Annotated in this window: 20 protein-coding genes; 9 read left to right on the forward strand and 11 right to left on the reverse strand. The window is 43.4% G+C overall.

The features are described from left to right. Window positions 1–73: 73 nt before the first annotated feature. Genes CTER_RS27345 through CTER_RS26415 form a run of 3 tightly spaced genes read left to right on the forward strand, consistent with a single transcriptional unit; the run spans window position 74 to window position 2371 of the window. A complete protein-coding gene (locus CTER_RS27345) occupies window positions 74–727 on the forward strand; it encodes a hypothetical protein (protein ID WP_004631122.1) in 654 nt (217 codons plus the stop codon). A gap of 38 nt (window positions 728–765) precedes the next feature. After that, entirely contained in the window at window positions 766–1716 is a 951-nt protein-coding gene (locus CTER_RS26410) for a sugar kinase (protein ID WP_004631151.1), read from the forward strand. Between the two features lie 16 nt (window positions 1717–1732). After that, the gene (locus tag CTER_RS26415) at window positions 1733–2371 is read left to right on the forward strand and encodes a bifunctional 4-hydroxy-2-oxoglutarate aldolase/2-dehydro-3-deoxy-phosphogluconate aldolase (protein WP_004631129.1); all 639 of its coding nucleotides are present in this window, start codon (window positions 1733–1735) and stop codon (window positions 2369–2371) included. Window positions 2372–2489: 118 nt separating this feature from the next. Here the strand turns inward: CTER_RS26415 and serS are convergent, their stop codons facing one another. From serS to CTER_RS26450, 7 genes are all read right to left on the reverse strand, one after another. Further along, window positions 2490–3767, reverse strand: a complete 1278-nt coding sequence (gene serS, locus CTER_RS26420; protein WP_004631095.1) for a serine--tRNA ligase — start codon at window positions 3765–3767, stop codon at window positions 2490–2492. A gap of 338 nt (window positions 3768–4105) precedes the next feature. After that, window positions 4106–5269 carry a DUF362 domain-containing protein gene (locus CTER_RS26425; RefSeq protein ID WP_004631267.1) on the reverse strand — a complete coding sequence of 388 codons (1164 nt, stop codon included), beginning with the start codon at window positions 5267–5269 and terminating at the stop codon, window positions 4106–4108. An 84-nt stretch (window positions 5270–5353) separates the two neighbouring features. After that, window positions 5354–5890 carry a GNAT family N-acetyltransferase gene (locus CTER_RS26430; protein WP_004631166.1) on the reverse strand — a complete coding sequence of 179 codons (537 nt, stop codon included), beginning with the start codon at window positions 5888–5890 and terminating at the stop codon, window positions 5354–5356. A gap of 64 nt (window positions 5891–5954) precedes the next feature. Then, the gene (locus tag CTER_RS26435) at window positions 5955–6530 is read right to left on the reverse strand and encodes a GNAT family N-acetyltransferase (RefSeq protein WP_004631227.1); all 576 of its coding nucleotides are present in this window, start codon (window positions 6528–6530) and stop codon (window positions 5955–5957) included. 90 nt (window positions 6531–6620) lie between these two features. Next, window positions 6621–7901, reverse strand: coding sequence for a B12-binding domain-containing radical SAM protein (locus CTER_RS26440; RefSeq protein WP_004631185.1), 1281 nt, complete (start codon window positions 7899–7901; stop codon window positions 6621–6623). Between the two features lie 157 nt (window positions 7902–8058). Then, window positions 8059–8619 (reverse strand): hypothetical protein, encoded by a 561-nt coding sequence (locus tag CTER_RS26445; RefSeq protein ID WP_004631083.1) that lies wholly within the window; start codon window positions 8617–8619, stop codon window positions 8059–8061. 81 nt (window positions 8620–8700) lie between these two features. Then, window positions 8701–9882, reverse strand: a complete 1182-nt coding sequence (locus tag CTER_RS26450) for a MalY/PatB family protein (RefSeq protein WP_004631124.1) — start codon at window positions 9880–9882, stop codon at window positions 8701–8703. Window positions 9883–10176: 294 nt separating this feature from the next. Here CTER_RS26450 and cysK point away from each other — a divergent pair, with 294 nt between their 5' ends. The 5 genes from cysK to hydE all read left to right on the forward strand — a co-directional run bounded on the left by cysK (window position 10177) and on the right by hydE (window position 14990). Next, complete coding sequence (gene cysK, locus CTER_RS26455) at window positions 10177–11109, forward strand: cysteine synthase A (protein ID WP_004631245.1); 933 nt, start codon at window positions 10177–10179, stop codon at window positions 11107–11109. Window positions 11110–11374: 265 nt separating this feature from the next. Beyond that, complete coding sequence (locus CTER_RS26460; protein WP_004631221.1) at window positions 11375–12160, forward strand: phosphopantothenoylcysteine decarboxylase domain-containing protein; 786 nt, start codon at window positions 11375–11377, stop codon at window positions 12158–12160. Window positions 12161–12212: 52 nt separating this feature from the next. Next, a complete protein-coding gene (gene coaBC / locus CTER_RS26465; RefSeq protein ID WP_004631105.1) occupies window positions 12213–12755 on the forward strand; it encodes a bifunctional phosphopantothenoylcysteine decarboxylase/phosphopantothenate--cysteine ligase CoaBC in 543 nt (180 codons plus the stop codon). Further along, entirely contained in the window at window positions 12755–13732 is a 978-nt protein-coding gene (locus CTER_RS26470; protein ID WP_004631197.1) for a P1 family peptidase, read from the forward strand. Before coaBC ends, CTER_RS26470 begins: the two co-directional genes overlap by 1 nt. Window positions 13733–13952: 220 nt before the next feature. Further along, complete coding sequence (gene hydE, locus CTER_RS26475; RefSeq protein ID WP_004631117.1) at window positions 13953–14990, forward strand: [FeFe] hydrogenase H-cluster radical SAM maturase HydE; 1038 nt, start codon at window positions 13953–13955, stop codon at window positions 14988–14990. Window positions 14991–15347: 357 nt separating this feature from the next. On the opposite strand, the gene CTER_RS26480 is transcribed toward hydE, so the two are convergent. Both CTER_RS26480 and CTER_RS26485 read right to left on the reverse strand, forming a co-directional pair. After that, complete coding sequence (locus CTER_RS26480) at window positions 15348–16448, reverse strand: sugar kinase (RefSeq protein WP_004631137.1); 1101 nt, start codon at window positions 16446–16448, stop codon at window positions 15348–15350. 24 nt (window positions 16449–16472) lie between these two features. Further along, on the reverse strand, window positions 16473–17120 hold the full coding sequence (locus CTER_RS26485) for a bifunctional 2-keto-4-hydroxyglutarate aldolase/2-keto-3-deoxy-6-phosphogluconate aldolase (RefSeq protein ID WP_004631157.1): 648 nt from the start codon (window positions 17118–17120) through the stop codon (window positions 16473–16475). 255 nt (window positions 17121–17375) lie between these two features. Between CTER_RS26485 and CTER_RS26490 the strand changes: the two genes are divergently transcribed. Beyond that, the gene (locus CTER_RS26490; RefSeq protein ID WP_004631239.1) at window positions 17376–18047 is read left to right on the forward strand and encodes a GntR family transcriptional regulator; all 672 of its coding nucleotides are present in this window, start codon (window positions 17376–17378) and stop codon (window positions 18045–18047) included. On the opposite strand, the gene CTER_RS26495 is transcribed toward CTER_RS26490, so the two are convergent. After that, window positions 17968–18768, reverse strand: coding sequence for a DUF2238 domain-containing protein (locus tag CTER_RS26495; RefSeq protein ID WP_004631062.1), 801 nt, complete (start codon window positions 18766–18768; stop codon window positions 17968–17970). The two genes, CTER_RS26490 and CTER_RS26495, sit on opposite strands and share 80 nt — an antisense overlap. A gap of 292 nt (window positions 18769–19060) precedes the next feature. Beyond that, window positions 19061–21664, reverse strand: a complete 2604-nt coding sequence (gene adhE, locus CTER_RS26500; RefSeq protein ID WP_004631243.1) for a bifunctional acetaldehyde-CoA/alcohol dehydrogenase — start codon at window positions 21662–21664, stop codon at window positions 19061–19063. Window positions 21665–21688: the final 24 nt, after the last annotated feature.

Here is a 21688-nt window from a genome sequence, read left to right on the forward strand (position 1 = left end):
CGTACGGTTCAGTATCCCTAAATCAATTGCCGTGGACTCTCACGGTAATTGATTTACGAAAAGAGGAAAGATTATGAACCAGACCTTATACCTTATCAGGCAATTTGGAGTACTTCCGTGTATCCCGACTCTGCAGGGTATTGATATATCAACTTTAAACAATACCCTTATTAATTCCGGTATCCCTTATATCTGTTTGGAAACCGAAAGTTCTCATGTGTCACCGGTTTTAGATTCCGATGTAATATTATTAAATTTATCTTCAAGTGAAAAGCAGTACCTTCTGAAAGAAAATGTAAGGTTTATCACCATTCCTTCCCAGCTCTGTTCACCAAATGAGTCTGAAAATTTATCCAAATTTCTCCGGTCTGAAATTGATAAAATTCTGGATCTGAAGCTGATCCATATCGGCATTAATTCAAAAAATGAAGGGGAAGCCGGTGAAATTACCCGACAATACGGCAGCCTTCTTAACCTTCCTGTGAAAGATACCAGGGATTCTTTTTTTGTGGGAACGCTTATTGAGGTTATGAAGCATCCCTTTCTGGGAAAAAACGGCCATATTGCATTGGGAACCGGTAATATACATCTGGCCGTCAGCTATTACCATGCACTTGGATATGAATTCAATTTTGATACAGCAGTATACAATGCTTCAAAAGAACTGGTACTCATTTATCTGAAAGAAGAGTACGGGGGCTTTGCCTTGCATTTTAAGCAGGTTTAAGTATAAACGATAATACAATTTCAAAAGGAGTAATTATAGTGTCTGAAGTCTTAACTTTTGGTGAATCCATGATTGTGTTTGCACCGTCTCAATCGGGATTACTCCGTTATATAAATAATTATGAGGCAAAATTTGCCGGTGCCGAAAGCAATACGGCCATAGGTCTTTGCAAACTGGGGCACACTGCCCGGTGGTTCAGCCGTATCGGGAATGATGAACTGGGTCAATACATACTGTATAAAATACGTGCAGAAGGGGTCGATGTCGATAATGTCATTATCGATAATGAACATCCGACGGGTATAATGATTAAAGAATTATCCGGGTCGGGCCAAACCAGGGTCTATTATTACCGCTCGGGTTCTGCCGCATCCTATTTAAGTCCGACAGATCTGCCGCCGGAATTGTTTGAGAATGTAAAAATACTCCATGTCACCGGAATTACTCCGATATTAAGTGACAGTTGTCACTCCCTGACCACTTCCGCAATTAAAACAGCCAGACAAAAAGGTATAAAAGTCAGTTTTGACCCAAATATCAGGAAAAAGCTCTGGAATAATTCCGATCATTCTGAAATGATCAGAGGACTTATTCATAATTCAAATATTGTGACCCTTGGTTTGGAAGAAGCTGAAATACTATATGGAAATAAAAATTTTGAGCATCTGAATGAAATTCTGTTCCGTTCTCCCCATTTGGAGTATTTAGCCATAAAGAACGGCGCCGAAGGAGCTTTTGTCTCAGATGGTAAAACCCAGTATTCCATTGCACCTTATCCCTGCAACTGTATTGACAGTATCGGAGCGGGTGACGCCTTCAACGCGGCATTTCTGGCAGGTATTCTGGAAAACAGGCCTGTTGGGGAATGCGGAAAAATGGCGGCAATTGCGGGAGCCCTAAGTACTGAAACCACAGGGGATACCGAAAGTCTTCCTACAAGGCAGCAATTGAATTCAATTTTAGAACCGGAACAATCAATTTATCGATAAAAAGGAGGAAAATCAGATGAAAACCCTGATACAAAAATATCCTGTCATTTCTATTTTAAGGAACATACCGGAAAAATATCTTGTTCAGTACGTCAATGCAATTATTAACGGAGGGATACACTGCTTTGAGGTAGCACTCAACACTCCGGACGGAGATAAACAAATTAAATTACTAAAACAGGAGTTTAAAAATAAAATAGTTGTGGGAGGCGGAACTGCCATAACTAAAGAGCGTATTGACAGAGCCGTTGAAGCCGGAGCCGAATTTTTACTTACTCCGTCTTCCTCAGAAAAAATAATCCGGTATTGTCATGATCAAAAAATTAAAATTCTTCCGGGCGTAATGACCCCTACAGATGTTGAATTGTGCGTATCATACGGCTATGACACCATGAAACTTTTTCCGGCCGGAGATTTACCTTTAAACTACGTCAAAAGTCTGAAGGGTCCTTTTGATCAAACCGATTATGTGGCCGTAGGCGGTATCTCCCTGTCCAATGCAGCACAATATCTTGACAGCGGTTATTCAGGTCTAGGAATTGCAAGCGGCCTGGTTCCCGACGAATATATTATTAATATGGACTGGCCGGCAGTAACAGCTTATATTCGTGACAGGCTGCCGGCAATCATGACTGGTAAATACATTATTCAATAGGCTGATACTCAGCTTGAGACAAGACAGCTTCTTTTTAATCTAAAATACGACATATGCTGTTCCCAGGGCAGCCGCATATGTCGTATAAATTTGGTTTTCTTTCTGATTTATGTTCCTCTTATTTTATTACAGTCATCCCGCCCATGTACGGCTGCAGCGCTGCCGGAATATTCACAGAACCGTCGGCATTCAGGTTGTTCTCCAGGAATGCAATCAGCATCCTTGGAGGAGCCACAACAGTATTGTTCAGGGTATGTGCAAAATATTTGCCGCTTTCCCCGTCAACACGGATTTTCAGGCGGCGGGCCTGTGCATCGCCGAGGTTTGAACAGCTTCCCACTTCAAAATACTTTTTCTGCCTTGGTGACCAGGCCTCGATGTCAACTGATTTCACTTTTAGGTCAGCCAGATCTCCCGAACAGCATTCCAGAGTTCTGACAGGTATGTCAAGGGAACGGAACAAATCCACTGTATTCTGCCAGAGCTTGTCATACCACAGCATGCTATCTTCGGGCTTACAGACAACAATCATCTCCTGCTTTTCAAACTGGTGGATTCTATAAACGCCTCTTTCCTCAAGTCCGTGAGCACCTTTTTCCTTTCTGAAGCAGGGTGAATAGCTGGTCAAAGTCTGGGGCAGTGAGCTTTCGGGCAGTATGGTATCAATGAACTTACCTATCATCGAGTGTTCACTGGTTCCGATCAGATACAGATCCTCTCCCTCTATCTTGTACATCATGGCATCCATTTCAGCAAAGCTCATAACACCTGTCACAACTTCACTTCTGATCATAAACGGAGGGATGCAGTATGTAAATCCCCTGTCTATCATAAAGTCTCTCGCATAGGAAATTACGGCCGAATGAAGTCTTGCTATATTGCCCATCAGGTAGTAAAACCCGTTTCCAGCAACCTTTCTGGCACTGTCCAGGTCTATTCCGTTCAATTTTTCCATTATTTCAGTGTGGTACGGAACTTCAAAGTCCTTTAAAGCAGGTTGGCCATAGCGCTGAACTTCCACATTTTCGCTGTCGTCCCTGCCGAGGGGTACACTTGGGTCTATTATATTGGGGATGGTCATCATTATTGTCTTTACTTTTGCTTCCAGTTCGTTTTCCTTTACTTCAAGCTCTGCCAGACGCGCAGCCTGATCATTGACTTTTTTCTTCAGCTGCTCGGCTTCCTCTTTTTTACCCTGGGCCATAAGTCCGCCGATTTGTTTGGAAATCTTGTTTCTGTCGGCCCTTAAAGCTTCCGCTTCCTGTTTGGCACTTCTCAGCCCGGCATCCAGAGCTATAACCTCGTCAACCAGGTCCAGCTTCTTGTCCTGGAACTTGTTTCTGATGTTCTGTTTGACTATTTCGGGATTTTCTCTTACAAATTTCAAGTCTAACATAATTTCACTCCTAATTTTGATTTTATTATAATAAAAAAACTCTCATCCCAAAAAACCACTGGGACGAAAGTATTCCGCGTTGCCACCCAAATTGCCGGTACATACGTGCCGGCCACTCAAATAAAGTACTATACAGGGTACCAGCCTTCCGACTTTTAATCGAAAGCTCAAAAAGTGGACTGATTTATACTCCCACCGATTCCCACCAGCCGTCGGCTCTCTGAAGAAAGTTCTAAATCTTGGCTTTTATCATCGCTTATTATTAGCTTATTATTATTAGTATCATTATGCATAATTATATATATTTTTATTCTTATTTTCAAGAAAATTTTAAACAATCATCTCCTATTCAAGCCCAATACCCTGGCCAACGCCTTGTCCCGGGTGACAATAGCACCTTTGGGACACAGTTCCTGACAGCAGAAGCAGCGGATACACTTGCTGTAATTCCATTTAGGAATTATTTTGCCATCATGCTTTATAAAAGATATTACTTTTGATTTTTCAGGACATGCCTCATCACATTTTTTACATCCAATACACTTTTCCTCAACCAAAACAGGATCTGGCGCCGTCAGGGAAGATACAAGACTGGTCAGACCCGGAGTCAGGAAGTTAACCACTTTTGCATTCCTGGAGAGCTTAAAATCCCTTGATTTCATATTTTCAATGCTCTCTCCCAGGACTTCTATTTCCTCCGGAAGCACTGTTCCCCACTTTGAATCCTGTGCAGCCTTTAAAACAGGTATGGACAAAACATTCTCGTACCCTATAAGCCTCACTGCCGTGGAGTCAACTGCAGTAACGGACTTTCCCATGATCAGGGTATCCATTTGCCTGGGAGTCCCGTTTCTGGGCCCGTTTCCCTCCATAGCAACTATCCCGTCCAGAATTGCAAAACTGGTTTTGACCAAAGAGTTCAAATCCAAAAGCATTTTGGCAAAGCTGGCAGAATCGGGCAGTTTGGTATGCCAGCCGGCTTTTTGCCCTCCGGGAATACAGCCGAACTGGTTTTTAACCGCCCCTGTATAATACATCATAGCATGGGTCTTAAGCTTTGGAAGAGTTATGACCACATCAGCCTCATGGGGGGCTTTGGCAATATCCCAGTATTTGTACATAAGCGGCTTATCAAGTTCACAGTGCACAGCCTGGTTAAAATCCGCAAACTTGACACCGTATTTATCCGCTATTTCCATAAAACCTGACTTTTCGGCGGCTTTCCTGGTATCCTCCTGTCCGGGGGAATCGCCAAAAGAAATGTTGTCACTATACTCTTTTACAATTCTGACAACCGCTTCAAAAACAGCATAATGGGTAATAATCGGAGACCCTTTCTCAACCACACTGAGAAAATTCGGCTTTAAAAGAACTTTGCTGTCCGCCGGAATGAGCTCCCGCAAAAAAGCCTGGCCTCCCAAAAGTTCAAAACCTTCTCTCAGCTTTCTTTCTATCTGATCAACCTCATACCCGGTACATTTTAATAAAGCTACTTTTTCCATAGGCCTCACACTCTTGAAATTTATTATAGTTAATATTCTACCCTTATGAAAATGTTAAGGCAACAGTCAAATTTACTAACCTGACTAAGGGATAAATCCATAAAACATCCCGTCATAATACCTGCCTTCAATGAAATAGTAATCCTTCAAACGTCCTTCCAGTACAAAACCGTTCTTTTCGAGAACACTGCAGGAGCCGGTATTTGCTTCAACTACGCGCGCATGGAGTTTATGCAGCTCAAGGACTTCAAACGCAAAAGCTTTTAACAGCTCTACCACTTCGGTACCAAAGCCCTTTCCCCAACAGGACTTGCTCAAAACATAACCTATTTCTGCATGTCCTGCCTCTCTGTCTAAATTAAATATCATTGCGGTTCCGATTATTTGACGGCTGTATTTTTCTGTGACCGAGGCATAAAAATGGGTGCCCTCAGCCTCCCTTTTCAACATCTGCTCCACATGCCGTATGGTTTCATCGGGACTTTCCATCAGGCTCCAGCCGATAAAACGCGAGACCTCCTTATCGGAGGCATATTTGTGTATTTGGGCGGCATCATTCCGATTCAGAGCTGTAAAGCAGATTTTATCACCCTCCATTTGGTGTAACAGTTCAGTTGTCATTTAGTCTCTCCTATACTTTTGATGCAGGGTATCCAGACTTCAACAATATGGTATATCCGGCTGTTCAGATATTTTTCAGCTCCAGCCACATAACGGTCTGATTCCCGTTGCCGTCAAGCTCGGTAAATCCAAGCTCCCTATACATGTTAAATGTACCTCTGTACTGTTTCCGGGCATCATCCGCGTTTTTGAAGGGAAGGGATATTACAGCATCAAAACCCTGTTCCCGGAAGCCTTCTACAGCTTTTTTCAGCAAAAGCCTGGCGACGCCCTGCCCCCTGTATTCAGGGTGAATGACAAAGCAAATGACGCAGCCAACCTTCCTGTCCCCGGTTATATGACTCAAATCCCCGTCTATTCTGATAAACCTGTGTATGTCGTTTGCTCCGCACCAACCGATGCATTTGTCACCGTCAAAAGCCAGGTATCCCTTCATTGTACCGTTATTTATGCTTTCAACAGCTATGGCGCGGTTCTCCTCACCTGTCCTGTTCATCCAGACCTCCTGAGAGCAATCCGAATAATAAAAGGCACAGAAGCAGCCGGCCCAGTGCGGGGCATGTCCGAAATCCAGTCCTCCCAGATATTCCGTAAATGTCCCTGCAAGCTGGGGACTCAGTGGTTTAACAGTGTAATTCATAATTGCACTCCTTTTTTCAACTTTTATTGTCCTTTCAGGCTGGTAGTCTGTGATATCCCGGGGAAATTTAACCGACGGCAATATGTGAATTCAGATGTTACAGACTGCTAACTTGTATCCCAGGTTTATGATTATGTTATGGAGTATATTTACCCTGGACTTTTTTATTCTGGTAAATATGGACCTAATGGAATAGAATTCTCTCCTGAACCACATATATCCTTCAAATAATTCCTCTTTGCTCATATTTTTAGGAAGGAATGCAACTTCCGTTTTTCCGTTGTAATTGCTCCAATTCCCGGTCAAAAGCCTGTTTTCCTCCTTCAGCCGGTCATATATGGGTGTTCCGGGCAGAGGGGTCAATATGCTGACCGTCGCACCGTCAATACCCAGATTATTGCATATCTCCAGAGTATCTTCAAATACATTTCTCTTATCGCCGTCAAAGCCGAAAATTATCCCTGCCTGGACACAAATACCGTTGTTATGGATTTTGTCTATTATAGCTTTATACCTTTGTACCACATTTATGCCTTTATTGACACTGCCCAGACTTTCCTGTGAAAAAGACTCAATTCCCACAAAAAGGTATATGCAACCGGCAGACCTGGCCAGTTTTAACAGCTCATCATCGTTGCACCTGTCCAGTGTAACCTGTGCCGCCCACTTTTTATTAAGCGCTTTCAGTTCCTTCATTAATTCTCTGGCATAATCTGTATCTCCCCAAAAATTGTCATCCCAGAATACAAAATATTTGTTTTTTATTGTTCCGATCTCGGCTATAACCTCCTGCACCGGCCGCTTCCTGAAAGGTTTACAGTATATCTGCTTCAGGTTGCAATAGCTGCAGGAATACGGGCAGCCTCTGGAAGAAAAAACTGCCCCCTTTGAAAACGGCCTCTTCTTAATCAAATCTCTTCTGGAGATGGGCAGGTTCTTCAAATCCGGAACAGTCTCGCAGGCATATCGTGTTCTTGCCTTTCCGTTGTAAAAATCCTCAAGAAATTCCGGCCAGATCAGCTCACCTTCACCTGTCAAAACATAATCGCAGTTTTTTCCCACCTCATCCGGAAGCAGCGTTGCATGGGGACCTCCCATTACGACTCTTGTGTTTTTTGCCCTGAGTCTTTCGGCTATTTTATAGCAATGTTCGGCATTAGAGGTATTTACAGTGATTGCGGCCAGGTCGAATTGTTTTTTATAAGGAATCTTTTGATTGTACTCGTCTATCAGGGTTATATCGTATTTGCTCTCATCTATAAAAGCTGCCAGATAAGGCATTGTAATCTGGATAAAATTGTTGAACTGCTTTTTTCTGAATCTGTTGATTTCTTCATTCTCAGGTGTTATTAATAAAATTTTCTTCTTCATTACTTTTCTCTCCCTTTATATCCATCTTACCTTCCACACCTGAATTATACTCCAACTCATATCAAAAAACAACATTTAATTATCGTTTTTCAATAACTAAATGTTGTTTCTTAATAATCCTTCTTCAAAGTCCTATTCACAGGCTCAATCAGCAAACCTACTCCACAACCTCACATTCCCTCATTGCCAAAATAGTCTGTTCAATCAGGTAATCCAGTTCCCAGCCCAGCATTGCAGCGCCTCTCTCAATTACCTCACGGGAACAGCCCGCCGCAAAATTGGCAGTTTTGTACTTTTTCCTTACCGATTTTACCTCCAGATCCGATACACTCCTGGACGGCCTCATCAGTGCCACTGCCCCGATCAGTCCGGTCAGTTCATCAACGGCATACAGCACCTTCTCCATTTCATGCTGGGGTTCAATATCCACAGTAAGCGCATAGCCATGGCTGGCAGTCGCACGGATGATCCTGGGGTCAATGCCCCTTTCCCGCATGATTTCCTGCTGCTTTATACAGTGCTGCTCAGGATAGAACTCAAAGTCCAGATCATGGAGCAGGCCGACTATTCCCCAGAAATCCTCCTCATTTTCATAACCTAATTTCCTTGAAAAATACCGCATTGTACTTTCAACTATCAGGGCATGTTTCAGATGAAATTCCTCCTTGTTATACTCCGTGAGCAACTCCCACGCCTCGCTTCTTGTCAGTTGACTCAAATTTGATCACCTCTTAATAATTAAAATTATATTAGTAGTCTGTAACATCTAAATTCATACACTGGAGCAGTATCCGGTATGTCACTTCCGCAGTCTGCTGACTGCCGCCTCCAATTGTTCAAAGGCCCTCACCAGTATCTGTCTGGGGCAGGCGATATTTATCCGCTGGAAACCCCTCCCCTCCTCACCGAACATCAAGCCGTTGTCCAGCCAGAGCCTGGCCTCATTTGCAACAAGGTCTTCCAGGGCATTGTCCGACAGGCCCAGCTCATTGAAATCCAGCCAGATAAGGTATGTGCCCTGGGGTTCTACAAGCTTTATTCCAGGAAGCCTTTCATTTAAAAAATTTCTCACAAAGGAAAGATTTCCGGCAAGATAGGTTTTGAGCTGTGAAAGCCATTCTGCTCCATATTCATAAGCCGCATGACATGCAGCCAGTCCCATTGTATTCAGCTGGCTGTAACCGCTTTTAACTATCTCCTGCTCAAACCGGAATTTCATATTGACATTTTGAATAAATATGTTTGAAACCTGAAGGCCCGCAAGATTAAAAGTTTTACTGGGTGCGGTACAGGTTATTGTCATGTTTGCGAATTCAGGCTTCAATGCAGCAAATATCAGATGTTTATACCCCTCAAAAATGAAGTCCGCATGAATTTCATCAGATACTACCATTACACCATGTTTTAAGCATATTTCCCCCAGCCTTATCAATTCCTCCCCGGTCCATACCCTGCCCACGGGATTGTGGGGATTGCACAAAATGAATACCTTCACATTGCCCGAAACTATTTTTTCCTCGAAGTCTTCAAAATCTATTTTATAAACACCGTCGTCATAAACAAGAGGACTATTTACAAGCACCCTTTTATTGGCTAATATGGCCTCCGAAAACGGATAATAGACAGGCTGCTGGATTATGACACCGTCTCCCTTTTGGGTAAAGGCTCTGATTGCCATAGCAATGGCAAAAACAATTCCGGGAGTTTTGACCAGCCATTGGGGCCGGATATTCCATCCAAAGTTATCGGAATACCACTTATATAATGTAGAAAAGTATTCCTCTCTTACTTCAGAATACCCAAAGATACCATGCCGGCTGATTTTAACCAGTGCATCGGTCACCTGCGGAAGTGTTTTGAAATCCATATCTGCCACCCAGAGAGGAATTGCATCTTCAGGCTTTCCCCTCTGCTTTGCAAAATCATATTTTATTGAGTTTGTATTCCTTCTGTCGATTATTTCATCAAAATCATATGTCATATGCATTCTCCTTGTAATAGCAGCAGCGCTTATTTTTAATTATGGACTTGCAAAAATATATCCAACCGCCAATTAAAAATTTTTTATTATCCATTATATTACTCTGTTAAAAAAGCAAAGTCAATATCATACTAAACATATATTAATAATATATGTTTAGATTTATTGTTGACATTTCATATGAGTTGTTTTATAATCAAATCATACTAATTATATATGAAATATAGGAAATGTATTAAACTGTATAAAAAGAAAATATAATAAAATAATTAATTATAAAAGGAGAGTATTGATATGTCCAAAATTTATAAAAGTCTCACTGATTTAATAGGTAAAACACCTTTATTGGAACTTTCGAATTATGAAAACAAGCATGACCTCAAGGCCAAAATAGTAGCCAAGCTGGAATATTTCAATCCGGCAGGAAGTGTCAAGGACAGAATAGCCAAAGCTATGATAGATGATGCAGAAGCAAATGGAGTATTAAAACCCGGAGCGGTAATTATTGAACCTACCAGCGGTAACACAGGAATCGGCCTTGCATCCGTTGCTGCTGCAAGAGGCTATAAAATAATTCTCACAATGCCTGAAACAATGAGTATAGAACGCAGAAACCTTTTAAAGGCCTACGGTGCCGAACTGGTGCTTACCGAAGGTGCAAAAGGAATGAAGGGCGCCATTGCCAAGGCTGAGGAACTCGCACAGGAAACACCGAACAGCTTTATCCCGGGACAGTTTGTCAACCCTGCAAATCCGGCTGTTCATAAAGCTACAACAGGTCCTGAAATATGGGAAGATACCGACGGAAAAGTTGACATTTTTGTGGCAGGTATCGGAACCGGCGGAACTATCAGCGGTGCAGGAGAATACTTAAAGTCAAAGAACCCCGACGTAAAAGTAATAGCTGTAGAACCCGCCAGCTCTCCGGTGCTTTCAAAAGGAACTCCGGGACCGCACAAAATTCAGGGAATCGGAGCAGGTTTTGTTCCGGACACTCTCAATACTAAAATTTATGATGAAATTATAACTGTTGAAAATGATGACGCATTTGCTTCGGGCAGAGAAATATCCAAAGTTGAAGGCTTGCTGGTGGGTATTTCATCGGGTGCCGCTCTCTGGGCAGCCGTGCAGTTGGCAAAACGTCCCGAAAATGCAGGTAAGACAATTGTTGTTTTACTTCCTGACACCGGTGAAAGATATCTCTCCACTCCATTATTCTCGGAATAAAACTATATTGTTTAAAAAACAGGCAGCAGCAAGACTTGATCAACTTGCCGCCGCCTGTTTTTTTCTTGCCCGTTTGTTAAGAATAAGTAATAAAAGCTCCAAAAAAGTACTAAAAAGCTGAGCACTGCAAAATTTCTTATGTTAAAATATATACTAATAGTCTGTACCGTCTGAAACGTGCATTGTCTGTCGGCAGGGAAAGTTTTCTCAGGGCCGGGCGGATGCTGCTGCAGACTCCAGCAGTTTTTAAAAAGGAGCGCTGACTTTGAATATATTAATAACAGCCGGTGGCACAAGTGAAAAAATTGATAACGTCAGGACCATAACCAACAGCTCTACCGGAAAACTGGGCTCGGCAATAGCCCTGGCTTTTGCTGAAACCTATACCCAGCCCACCGATAGGATATATTACCTTTGCGGACAAAATGCGGTTATACCCGAAGCAGACCGTATCAGTATAATCAGGATCGGAAGCGTAAATGACCTTATGGAAAAGTTGACCGGGATACTGACAACCGAAAGAATTGATGCAGTGATCCATTCCATGGCCGTCAGCGACTATACCGTTGACACACTGACCACCAAAAGCAGTATTGCCTCTTCCATAGCCGATTTTATAAGCCAAAACGGACCGTCAGCCGCCCTGGAGCCGGAGACGCTCACTGCACAGCTTATTGAGAAAGCCTTCTCCGGGACAGACACCCTGGGTTCTGAAAATAAAATCAGTTCCGACATAGAAGACATAGTTATTGTAATGAAAAAAACTCCAAAGGTTATCGGCATGATAAAAAAGCTTCAGCCTGCTGCTCTTCTGGTTGGTTTCAAACTGTTAAGCAATGTATCTCCGGAAACCCTGATCGATACAGGGTATAATCTTTTATTAAAGAATAACTGCGATTTGGTGCTGGCAAATGATCTGTCCGGAATAAATGAATTAGGACACAGGGGCTTCCTGATTTCCCCCGATAAGACCTATGAAACCTTTGAAACCAAATCCCAGATCGCCAAAGGCATAGTAAAGCGCGTACATGCAATACTAAATAATCAGTAATATTTAAATCATATAAAATCAAATATAAAATGGTGTAAAGGAAGCAGTTTTTATGAAAAATATTATTTTAGGAGTTACGGGCAGTGTTGCCGCCTATAAGGCAGCCGACATTGCAAACAACCTTACAAAAAAGGGCTACAACGTGGAGGTCATAATGACAGGAAGTGCCCGGGAATTTATAACTCCCCTCACCTTTCAGTCTCTGACTAAAAACAAGGTATATTATGACATGTTTGAAGAAATCACTCCAAAGGATATCAAACATATATCCCTGGCCAGGAAAGCCGATCTGTGCCTCATAGCACCCGCATCGGCAAATATTATAGGAAAGCTTGCAAACGGCATAGCCGATGATATGCTCTCGACGGTGGTCATGGCTATGAACAATGTCCCGGTATATATCTGTCCTGCAATGAATACCAATATGTACATCAACCCTATAGTTCAGCGGAATATCAAGACCCTTGCCGAATTCGGATATCATTTCATAGAACCCAGGGAATCGGTACTGGCCTGCGGAGATCTGGGCACAGGGGCCCTGGCCGATGTAGATAAAATCGTCAACACCGTGGAAGCCCACCAATGGAGGGCATAATGGAAAAAATAGATATAACCCGGCTGCAGGGCATACATATCGGACATGCCCAGAATACCGGGGCAGGAACCGGCTGTACTGTTATCTTATGCCCCGAGGGCGCTGTCTGCGGCGTCGATGTCCGCGGCGGTTCGCCCGGCACAAGAGATACTGATGCACTGAACCCGGTCAACAATAGGAAAAGTGTTCACGGCATACTGCTGGCGGGCGGAAGTTCCTTTGGGCTTGACGCCGCCGGCGGGGTCATGCAGTTTCTGGAGGAGCGCGGCATTGGAAGGGACGTTGGTAAAACCATGGTTCCCAACGTGTGCGCCGCCATACTGTTCGACTTGAAGTGCGGAGACCACAGGGTGCGTCCCGACAAGGAAATGGGGTACGGCGCCTGTGCCGACGCCTTTCTCCAGCACAGCTTCAAAAGCGGCAGCGTAGGCGCCGGAACAGGTGCGGTTCTCGGAAAGGTCAGGGGCAGCACTCATGCAATGAAAGGCGGTGTGGGAAGTGCCGCCTTCAGTTATGGAGAGCTTATGGTGGGAGCAGTTATAGCTGTAAACTGTGTGGGCGATGTATATGATTCCAGAGCGGGCAAAATAATAGCCGGTGTACTTTCGGATGACCGGAGCAGCCTGGCTTCCTCCGAAGAACTTATGCTTCGGGAATATGACAGCCACAGGGATTTCTTCAGTGAAAATACCGTTATCGGCTGTGTTATGACAAACGCCATGTTAACCAAAGCACAAGCTACAAAGCTTGCGGCACTGGGTCAGAATGGGATCGCACGTACAGTGAGGCCCGCCCATTCCATATTTGACGGAGATACCATATTTGCCCTGTGCACCGGGCAGGTAGACGCAACTTTTGATTCGGTGGGTATTCTGGCCGCAAGAGCAGTCGAAGCGGCAATAATTGATGCTGTGGTAAGTGCCGAATCCCTGCATGGTTTCATTTCCTGCAGGGAGCTCATGAATAAAAAAATTTAGACCTGTCTCTTGACAAGTATACTTTTTTACAGGCATATTTTGCCGGTATTTTTTCGTTATAATATTAACAATCTTGTTACAAAGTATGGTTCAGGCACTCTTTCGGTGGTATAATGTAATTATTAAGCGTGCCGGCATGCCGGCCGGAACTGGTACAATATTCTGCATATTGTACCAATTGCCTGCTGTTTGAATATTCCTGAGAGGTTACGATAATTATATGAAACATTTAATTGATAAATTGTATGAAACACATCAATTGTCACGGGATGAATATATACATATTCTCAATGGCATTGATGCCGCAGCAAGTGAATATCTTTTCGAAAGGGCCAGAAAAGTTACCCGCAATAATTTTGGTAACGCAATTTATACAAGGGGTTTGATTGAATTTACAAATTACTGTAAAAACAATTGCTATTATTGCGGAATAGGTTCGGGCAATACCCGCGCAGACCGGTACAGACTCACTCTGGAGGATATACTGTCCTGCTGCAGTACGGGGCACGAGCTGGGCTTCCGCACCTTTGTGCTCCAGGGAGGCGAGGATAACCACTATTCCGATGAGGATATGGTCAATATAATCACTGCCATAAAGCAGAACTATCCTGACTGTGCCATAACCCTGTCAATCGGAGAAAAAAGCTATGACTCCTACAGGAAGTATTATGAGGCAGGAGCCGACCGCTATCTTCTCCGCCATGAGACAGCAAACGAAGAGCATTACAAAAAGCTTCACCCGCAGAATTTATCTTTGGCCAACCGGAAACAGTGTCTGTACAATCTGAAAGAAATAGGCTTTCAGGTTGGAACGGGTTTCATGGTCGGTTCACCATATCAGACCACCGAAAACCTGGCCGAAGAGCTGCTGTTTCTAAAGGAATTCAACCCCCAAATGGTGGGTATAGGACCTTTTATACCTCACAGCGAGACCAGATATGCAAAGGAGGCTGCAGGCAGCCTCGAATTGACTCTGGTTCTTATCGGCCTGATCCGCCTGCTGCTTCCAAAAGCACTTATTCCTGCAACCACAGCTCTAGGCACCATTAATTCCCTGGGCCGTGAAAAAGGTATTATGGCCGGTGCCAATGTCGTCATGCCAAACCTGTCGCCGGTGGCCGTACGGAAAAAATACTCCCTGTACGACAATAAGATTTGCACCGGCGAAGAGGCTGCCGAATGCAGATTCTGCCTTTCCAACAGAATGAAGAATATAGGTTACGAGCTGGTGGTGGACAGAGGAGATTACATTGGATAAACAACAGACATGTCGCAAAACTAACATTATTTAAATACTTGTAATACATTTAATAGTGCTCCCGTACCAACATCAAAAAATGAAAAGCTTACAAAGTACATGCTTGAAATTTGTACGTCTCATCACAAGTATTTTTGCTGTCGCAGAACACTCAACATCCTGTTTCGGATTGCTGCTCAAATCGGCTTCCTGCCGATTTGCCAGCAAAAACACTTGCGTTTCGCCTACAATTTCAGGCATGTACTTTTAATAGAGCTTCTCATTTTTTGAAGTTGCACTCGCGCACTATTATCGAGCAGTACATTATTATCATTTGTCCTGTTTTCAGACAGCCCCCTACCATGTCATATGCTATGCTTACCTGACAACCCTTGCCCCCAGCCCCTTCATTACACCTTCAACTTCTTTCAGGCTGGCCATGGAAGTGTCACCTGGAGTGGTCATGGCCAACGCGCCATGTGCCACACCATAGTTTACGGCCTTCTGTGCATCATCAGCAGTCATCAGCCCGTAAACCAGGCCCGATGCAAAACTGTCTCCACCGCCCACTCTGTCATATATCTCAAGCGCCGGGAACTCAATTGATCTGTATATATTGCCTCCGGCCCAGCAAATGGCGCTCCAGTCGTTTACCGTTGCAGTCTTAACCCCTCTGAGTGTGGTGGCTACCACCTTCATATTGGGATATTCCTTTACAACCCTGTCGATCATTTTTTTGTAGCCTTCAATATCCAGCTCCTTCAGATTGGAATCATTTCCTTCCACCTCAAAACCCAGACATTGAGTGAAATCTTCTTCATTTCCTATCATAACATCAATGTACTTTGCTATTTCCCTGTTGACTTCCTGCGCCTTTTTGTTCCCGCCTATGTAGTTCCACAGGGAAGGCCTGTAATTGAGGTCGTAGGAAACAATGGTATTATATTTTTTAGCGGCCTTGACAGCTTCAATTACCACCTCTAGAGTGGTCTCCGACAATGCGGCGAAAATACCTCCGGTGTGGAACCATCTTGCTCCCAGATTTCCAAATACATATTCCCAGTCTATGTCCCCTGCCTTCAACTGCGATGCAGCCGTATTGGCCCTGTCGGAAACCCCCAGGGCAGCTCTTATGCCAAAGCCTTTTTCTGTAAAATTCAAACCGTTTCTGACGGCACGTCCTATTCCGTCAAAAGGCATCCACTTGACTAAAGAAGTATCCACCCCGCCCTGCAGTATCAAATCCTCGATCAGTTTGCCGATATCATTATCTGCAAATGCCGTCACAACGGCACAATTCATTCCGAAGCACTTGCGGAGTCCTCTGGAAACATTGTATTCTCCCCCGCCCTCCCAGGCTTTGAATTCTCTGGTGTTCTTAATTCTGCCGTCTCCGGGATCAAGCCTCAGCATTACTTCTCCCAGGGATATGCAATCATATTTATAACTTCCTTTTGGTTTTAAGTTAAGAATTGACATAACCGACCTCCTAAGATTTATCTGTTACTTTGAAGCTCTTGCCTGCTTTACTTTTTCAACAAACTGCTTTCCTATGGTAACTATGGATTCATAATCACCCTTTTTAGCGCCGGCTGTCAGATTTCCTCCAACGCCAACCGCAACACTGCCCGCTTTGATCCATTCGCCCACGTTATCCAGATTTACACCGCCTGTAGGCATAAGCTTTATGTATGGCAAAGGTCCTTTGAAAGCCTTTATGATTGCCGGCCCGAATAACTCTCCCGGAAATACCTTTATAATATCCGCACCTGCTTCCAGGCCTTCTACGGCCTCCTTCACCGTCATTGCCCCCGGCATGCAGGCAACCTGGTATCTGTTGCAAACCTTAACCACTTCGGTATTCAGGCAGGGACTTACAATAAACTGCGCTCCTGCCAGTATTGCTGCTCTCGCGGTTTCAGGATCAAGAATTGTTCCTGCGCCGATAAGGATTTTTCCGTCCTTGTTGGATTCAGCAAGTTTTTTAATGACCTCCAGAGCACCATCTACGGTAAAAGTTATCTCAATAGCACATATTCCGGCTTCAACGCAGGAATCAGCTATTTTCATGGCCTGATCGGCACTTTCTGCCCTGACAACGGCCACTACTCCACAGTCACAGATCTTTTGCAAAACATCGTTTTTGTTCATAATACCTGGCTCCTTTTCCCAAACGGGTGATTTTATTTATTCTATTGAAAGTTATTGATAAATTATCCCTTATATATTAATATACTAGTATACAAGTTAGGTGTCAACCACAATAAAAATACTTAACAGAAAAAAACATGAAGAATACATAGTATTTCATATAGAAATTTTTGCAGTTACTCAAATTTATGTAATTGTAAAATCAGTTATGTTAAAATAGAAAGTGCTATGTAATAATACAAACAGGGAGTTTTTATGAACAGAATGGAACGGAATGTGCTTCCCTTGAAGGAAGTAATCTATCAGGAGCTAAAAAATAAAATACTTAATCTTGAATATAAACCCGGTCAGATGATCAGCGAAACCGAGATATCAGATCTGCTGAAGGTCAGCAGAACACCTGTCAGGGAGGTTTTTATCAGGCTGTCCCATGAAAAGCTGATAAATATATACCCGCAGAAAGGCACCTTTGTGTCCTTGATAGACCTTTCCTATGTCAGCGAAAGCGTCTTCATGCGGAATCTCCTGGAAAATCAAATTGTACGTGAGATAATGGAAAATGGTGCCGAACTGCCCCCGGAGATAAGGAAAAATCTGCGCCAGCAAAAGGAAGTAGTTGAGGAGGCCGGCACGGTGCAGGAATTTCTTGATCTGGATAACGAATATCACAGAATGATATTCAAAGCCGCAGATCATGCTGTCTCCTGGGATATTTTGAGCACAACCCGGATTCATTACAATAGATACAGGGTTTTAACAATGTACCTGCCTGAAATGCTGGGAAAGGTTTATAATGAGCACTGCCAGCTGGTTGAACTTATCCGTAACCGGGATACCGCCTGCTATTCTATTTTAAAACGGCATCATTATTCCGGTCTGGATCATCCGAAAGCTCTGAAGGAGAAGTATCCTGACTATTTTCTTTAGGAAAATACCGGGTAACTTCAAACTTTTCAAGCCAGCCCTTTTTGAATTTAAGGGAAATATAGCCCATTATGCTTGTACCCAGAGCGCCCAGTGCATCGACGATCAAATCCTTCATGGTGTCCGACAGGGCGTCCCTGCCCATTCTGAGAGTACCATCCTCATAGGCAAACTTCTGCATGTTCAGACCTAAAAGTTTGTCAAAGGAAAATTCGTAGACCTCCCAGAGCGCTCCAATAGCCAATGCAAAAGAAAAGGCAAAAACGGCAACAAACAGGGGACTTAAATTGATATCCACTTTTTCAGAATCATTTAACAGTCTGACAACCGAAAACCCCAGCGCTCCTATCATAGCACCGCTGAAGGTATGTAACACGGTATCCCAGTGCGGTATGTGGTAGTAAAAGCTCCTCACTTCCCCCAAATATATGGCAGCGTAAAGGAATATGACAAAAACAATATGCATGAAGCCCGGCACGTTTATCTTCCACCTTCTTTCAAGCATTGAAGGCAGAAACATAATGATCATACCCATTATACATTGGATGAGCATGAGAACATAATCGGTCTTGAGCTTTTGAAATTTTACGTGCTGGACGGCACCCGAAGGTGACAGGATAACGTTTATAAGAGAGAATATCGTTGAGGCCACAAGAGTTGAAAACACAAACCAAAAAGTTATCTTCTCCCAATTAGCATTTCTTAAACTAAATTTTTTCTTCATATATCTATTGGTTTTCCTTATAAATTTAATATAAACAAATAAACAAATCTATTTTTTATATTATAGCATTTATTCATTTGTTATGAAAACAGAAATAACTGCTATAAAAACAACTGCCATAACCTGACTCCATGTGTAAAAATAACCGCCTGCCGGTTTGAATGGTCAAACTCTGCAAGCGGTTATTTTTTAATGCTGTTAAAGGAGATTGTGAAATTGGCAAGACATAAATACAGGAGTCAACAATGAAGAAAGCATTTCGGATTGTCCTGCCAACGGATGTCGGCTATAATTACTTACCATAATACGCTCTCAAGTACATATCCTTTAATTCGCTCATCAGTGGATATCTGGGATTTGCACCTGTGCACTGGTCATCAAAGGCCTGTTCAACCATTTCATCAAGGGTTTCGAGGAATTTGGCTTCATCAACTCCGGCAGCTTTGATTGTAGCAGGAACTCCGATCTTTGCCTTTAATTCATCTATTTTTACAAGCAGCTTATTGAACTTATCTTCATCGCTTGTACCGTTTATTCCCACAAAAGATGCTATTTCAGCATATCTCTTCAATATTTCGGGGTATTTGTACTGCGAGAAGGTACCCATTTTAACAGGGGCTTCGGCAATATTAAACTTCATGACTTCATTGATGAGAAGTGCATTTGCAATACCATGGGGCAGGTGATGGAAGGCACCCAGCTTGTGAGCCATGGAGTGGCAGATTCCCAGGAAGGCATTTGCAAATGCCATACCAGCCATGGTTGAAGCATCAGCCATCTTCTCTCTTGCCACAGGGTCCTTTGCGCCGTTTTCATATGCTGAAGGCAGGTATGCAAATATACTCTTTAAGGCTTGCAGAGCCAGTCCATTTGTATAATCCGTTGCCAGCATGGATGCGTATGCTTCAACCGCATGGGTCAGAGCATCAATACCCGAAGCGGCGGTCAAGCCCTTTGGCATGTTCATCATTAAATCAACATCAACTACAGCCATTTTAGGCATTAATTCATAATCGGCAAGAGGATATTTTACACCTGTCTGTTCATCGGTGATAACTGCAAAGGGAGTTACCTCCGAACCTGTACCTGCCGATGTTGGGATGGCCACAAAGTAAGCCTTTTCACCCAGCCGTGGGAATGTATAAACTCTCTTTCTGATGTCCATAAATCTCATGGCCAGATCCTGGAAATCAACTTCCGGATGCTCATACAGGGTCCACATGATCTTTCCTGCGTCCATTGCAGAGCCGCCGCCGAGGGCAATGATAACATCAGGCTTGAACTCCCTCATAGCTTCGGCACCCAGCTTTGCACATGCAAGAGTAGGATCGGGAGCCACATCGAAGAAGGTGTGATGCTTGATGTCCATAGCATCCAACAGGTCTGTAACGGGCTTTGTGTAACCGTTATTAAAGAGGAAGGAGTCGGTAACTATAAATGCCCTCTTTTTATTCATAACGTCTTTAAGTTCTCTCAAAGCAACTCCCAGGCAGCCTTTTTTGAAATATACCTTTTCAGGACTTCTAAACCAAAGCATATTTTCTCTCCTTTCAGCAACAGTCTTAATATTGATAAGGTGCTTAACTCCTACGTTTTCAGATACGGAGTTTCCACCCCATGAGCCACAGCCAAGAGTGAGGGAGGGAGCCAGTTTGAAGTTGTAGAGATCTCCTATTCCGCCATGTGAGGACGGAGTGTTTACAAGAATTCTGCAGGTCTTCATTGCAGCTGAAAATTTATCTATTTTTGCTCTTTCATTTACAGCATCAACATATAATGAGGATGTATGACCGAAACCTCCGTCGGCAACCAGCTTTTCAGCCTTTGCTACAGCTTCGTCAAAAGTCCTGGCTTTATACATGGCAAGTACCGGAGATAGTTTTTCGTGTGCAAAGGCTTCAGACAATTCTACCGATTCAACCTCGCCCACCAGTATCTTTGTTTCAACAGGAACGTTAAAACCTGCCAATTTGGCAATGGCGTGGGCAGTCTGACCGACTATCTTTGCATTGAGAGCACCGTTTATCAGCAGTACTTCCCTTGTCTTCTGAGTTTCCTCCTTATTCAGGAAGTAAGCGCCTCTGACTGTAAATTCCTTTTTAACTTCGTTATATACCTTATCCAAAACTATTACTGACTGTTCGGAAGCACATATCATACCGTTGTCAAAGGTTTTTGATACAAGTATGGAGCTTACGGCAGTTTTCACATCGGCGGTGTCATCAATGATTGCAGGTGTGTTTCCCGCTCCCACTCCGATGGCGGGTTTTCCTGAAGAATAGGCCGCTCTTACCATTCCGGGTCCGCCCGTAGCCAGTATTATATTTGCCTCTTTCATTACTCTTTCGGAAAGCTCTATGGTAGGCTCATCGATCCAGCCTATGATTCCCTTTGGGGCTCCTGCGGCAACTGCTGCCTCAAGTATGATATTTGCTGCTTCTATTGTTGATTTTTTCGCCCTCGGATGCGGGGAAAAGATGATTCCGTTTCTTGTTTTAAGAGCCAGCAGGGCCTTAAATATAGCAGTCGAAGTTGGATTGGTGGTCGGTACGATTGCCGCTATAACGCCTAAAGGTTCGGCGATTTTAGTTATTCCGAAAGCTTCGTCTCTTTCAAGAACACCGCAGGTCCTTGTATCTTTGTATGCGTTATAGATATACTCTGCCGCATAATGATTCTTTATGACTTTATCTTCTATAACACCCATGCCGGTTTCAGCCTGTGCCATTTTTGCCAGAGGGATTCTTTTTTTGTTTGCAGCCAGAGCAGCAGCTGTAAATATTTTGTCAACCTGTTCCTGTGAATATGTGGCAAACACTTCCTGCGCCTGTTTTATTTCAGTAATTTTTTCCAAAAGAGTGTCAACGCTGTTTACTATCAAATTCTTCTTAGCCATAATATTCAACCTCCATTTAAATTT

It is taken from the genome of Ruminiclostridium cellobioparum subsp. termitidis CT1112, from assembly GCF_000350485.1.
GTDB lineage: Bacteria > Bacillota > Clostridia > Acetivibrionales > DSM-1351 > Ruminiclostridium > Ruminiclostridium termitidis.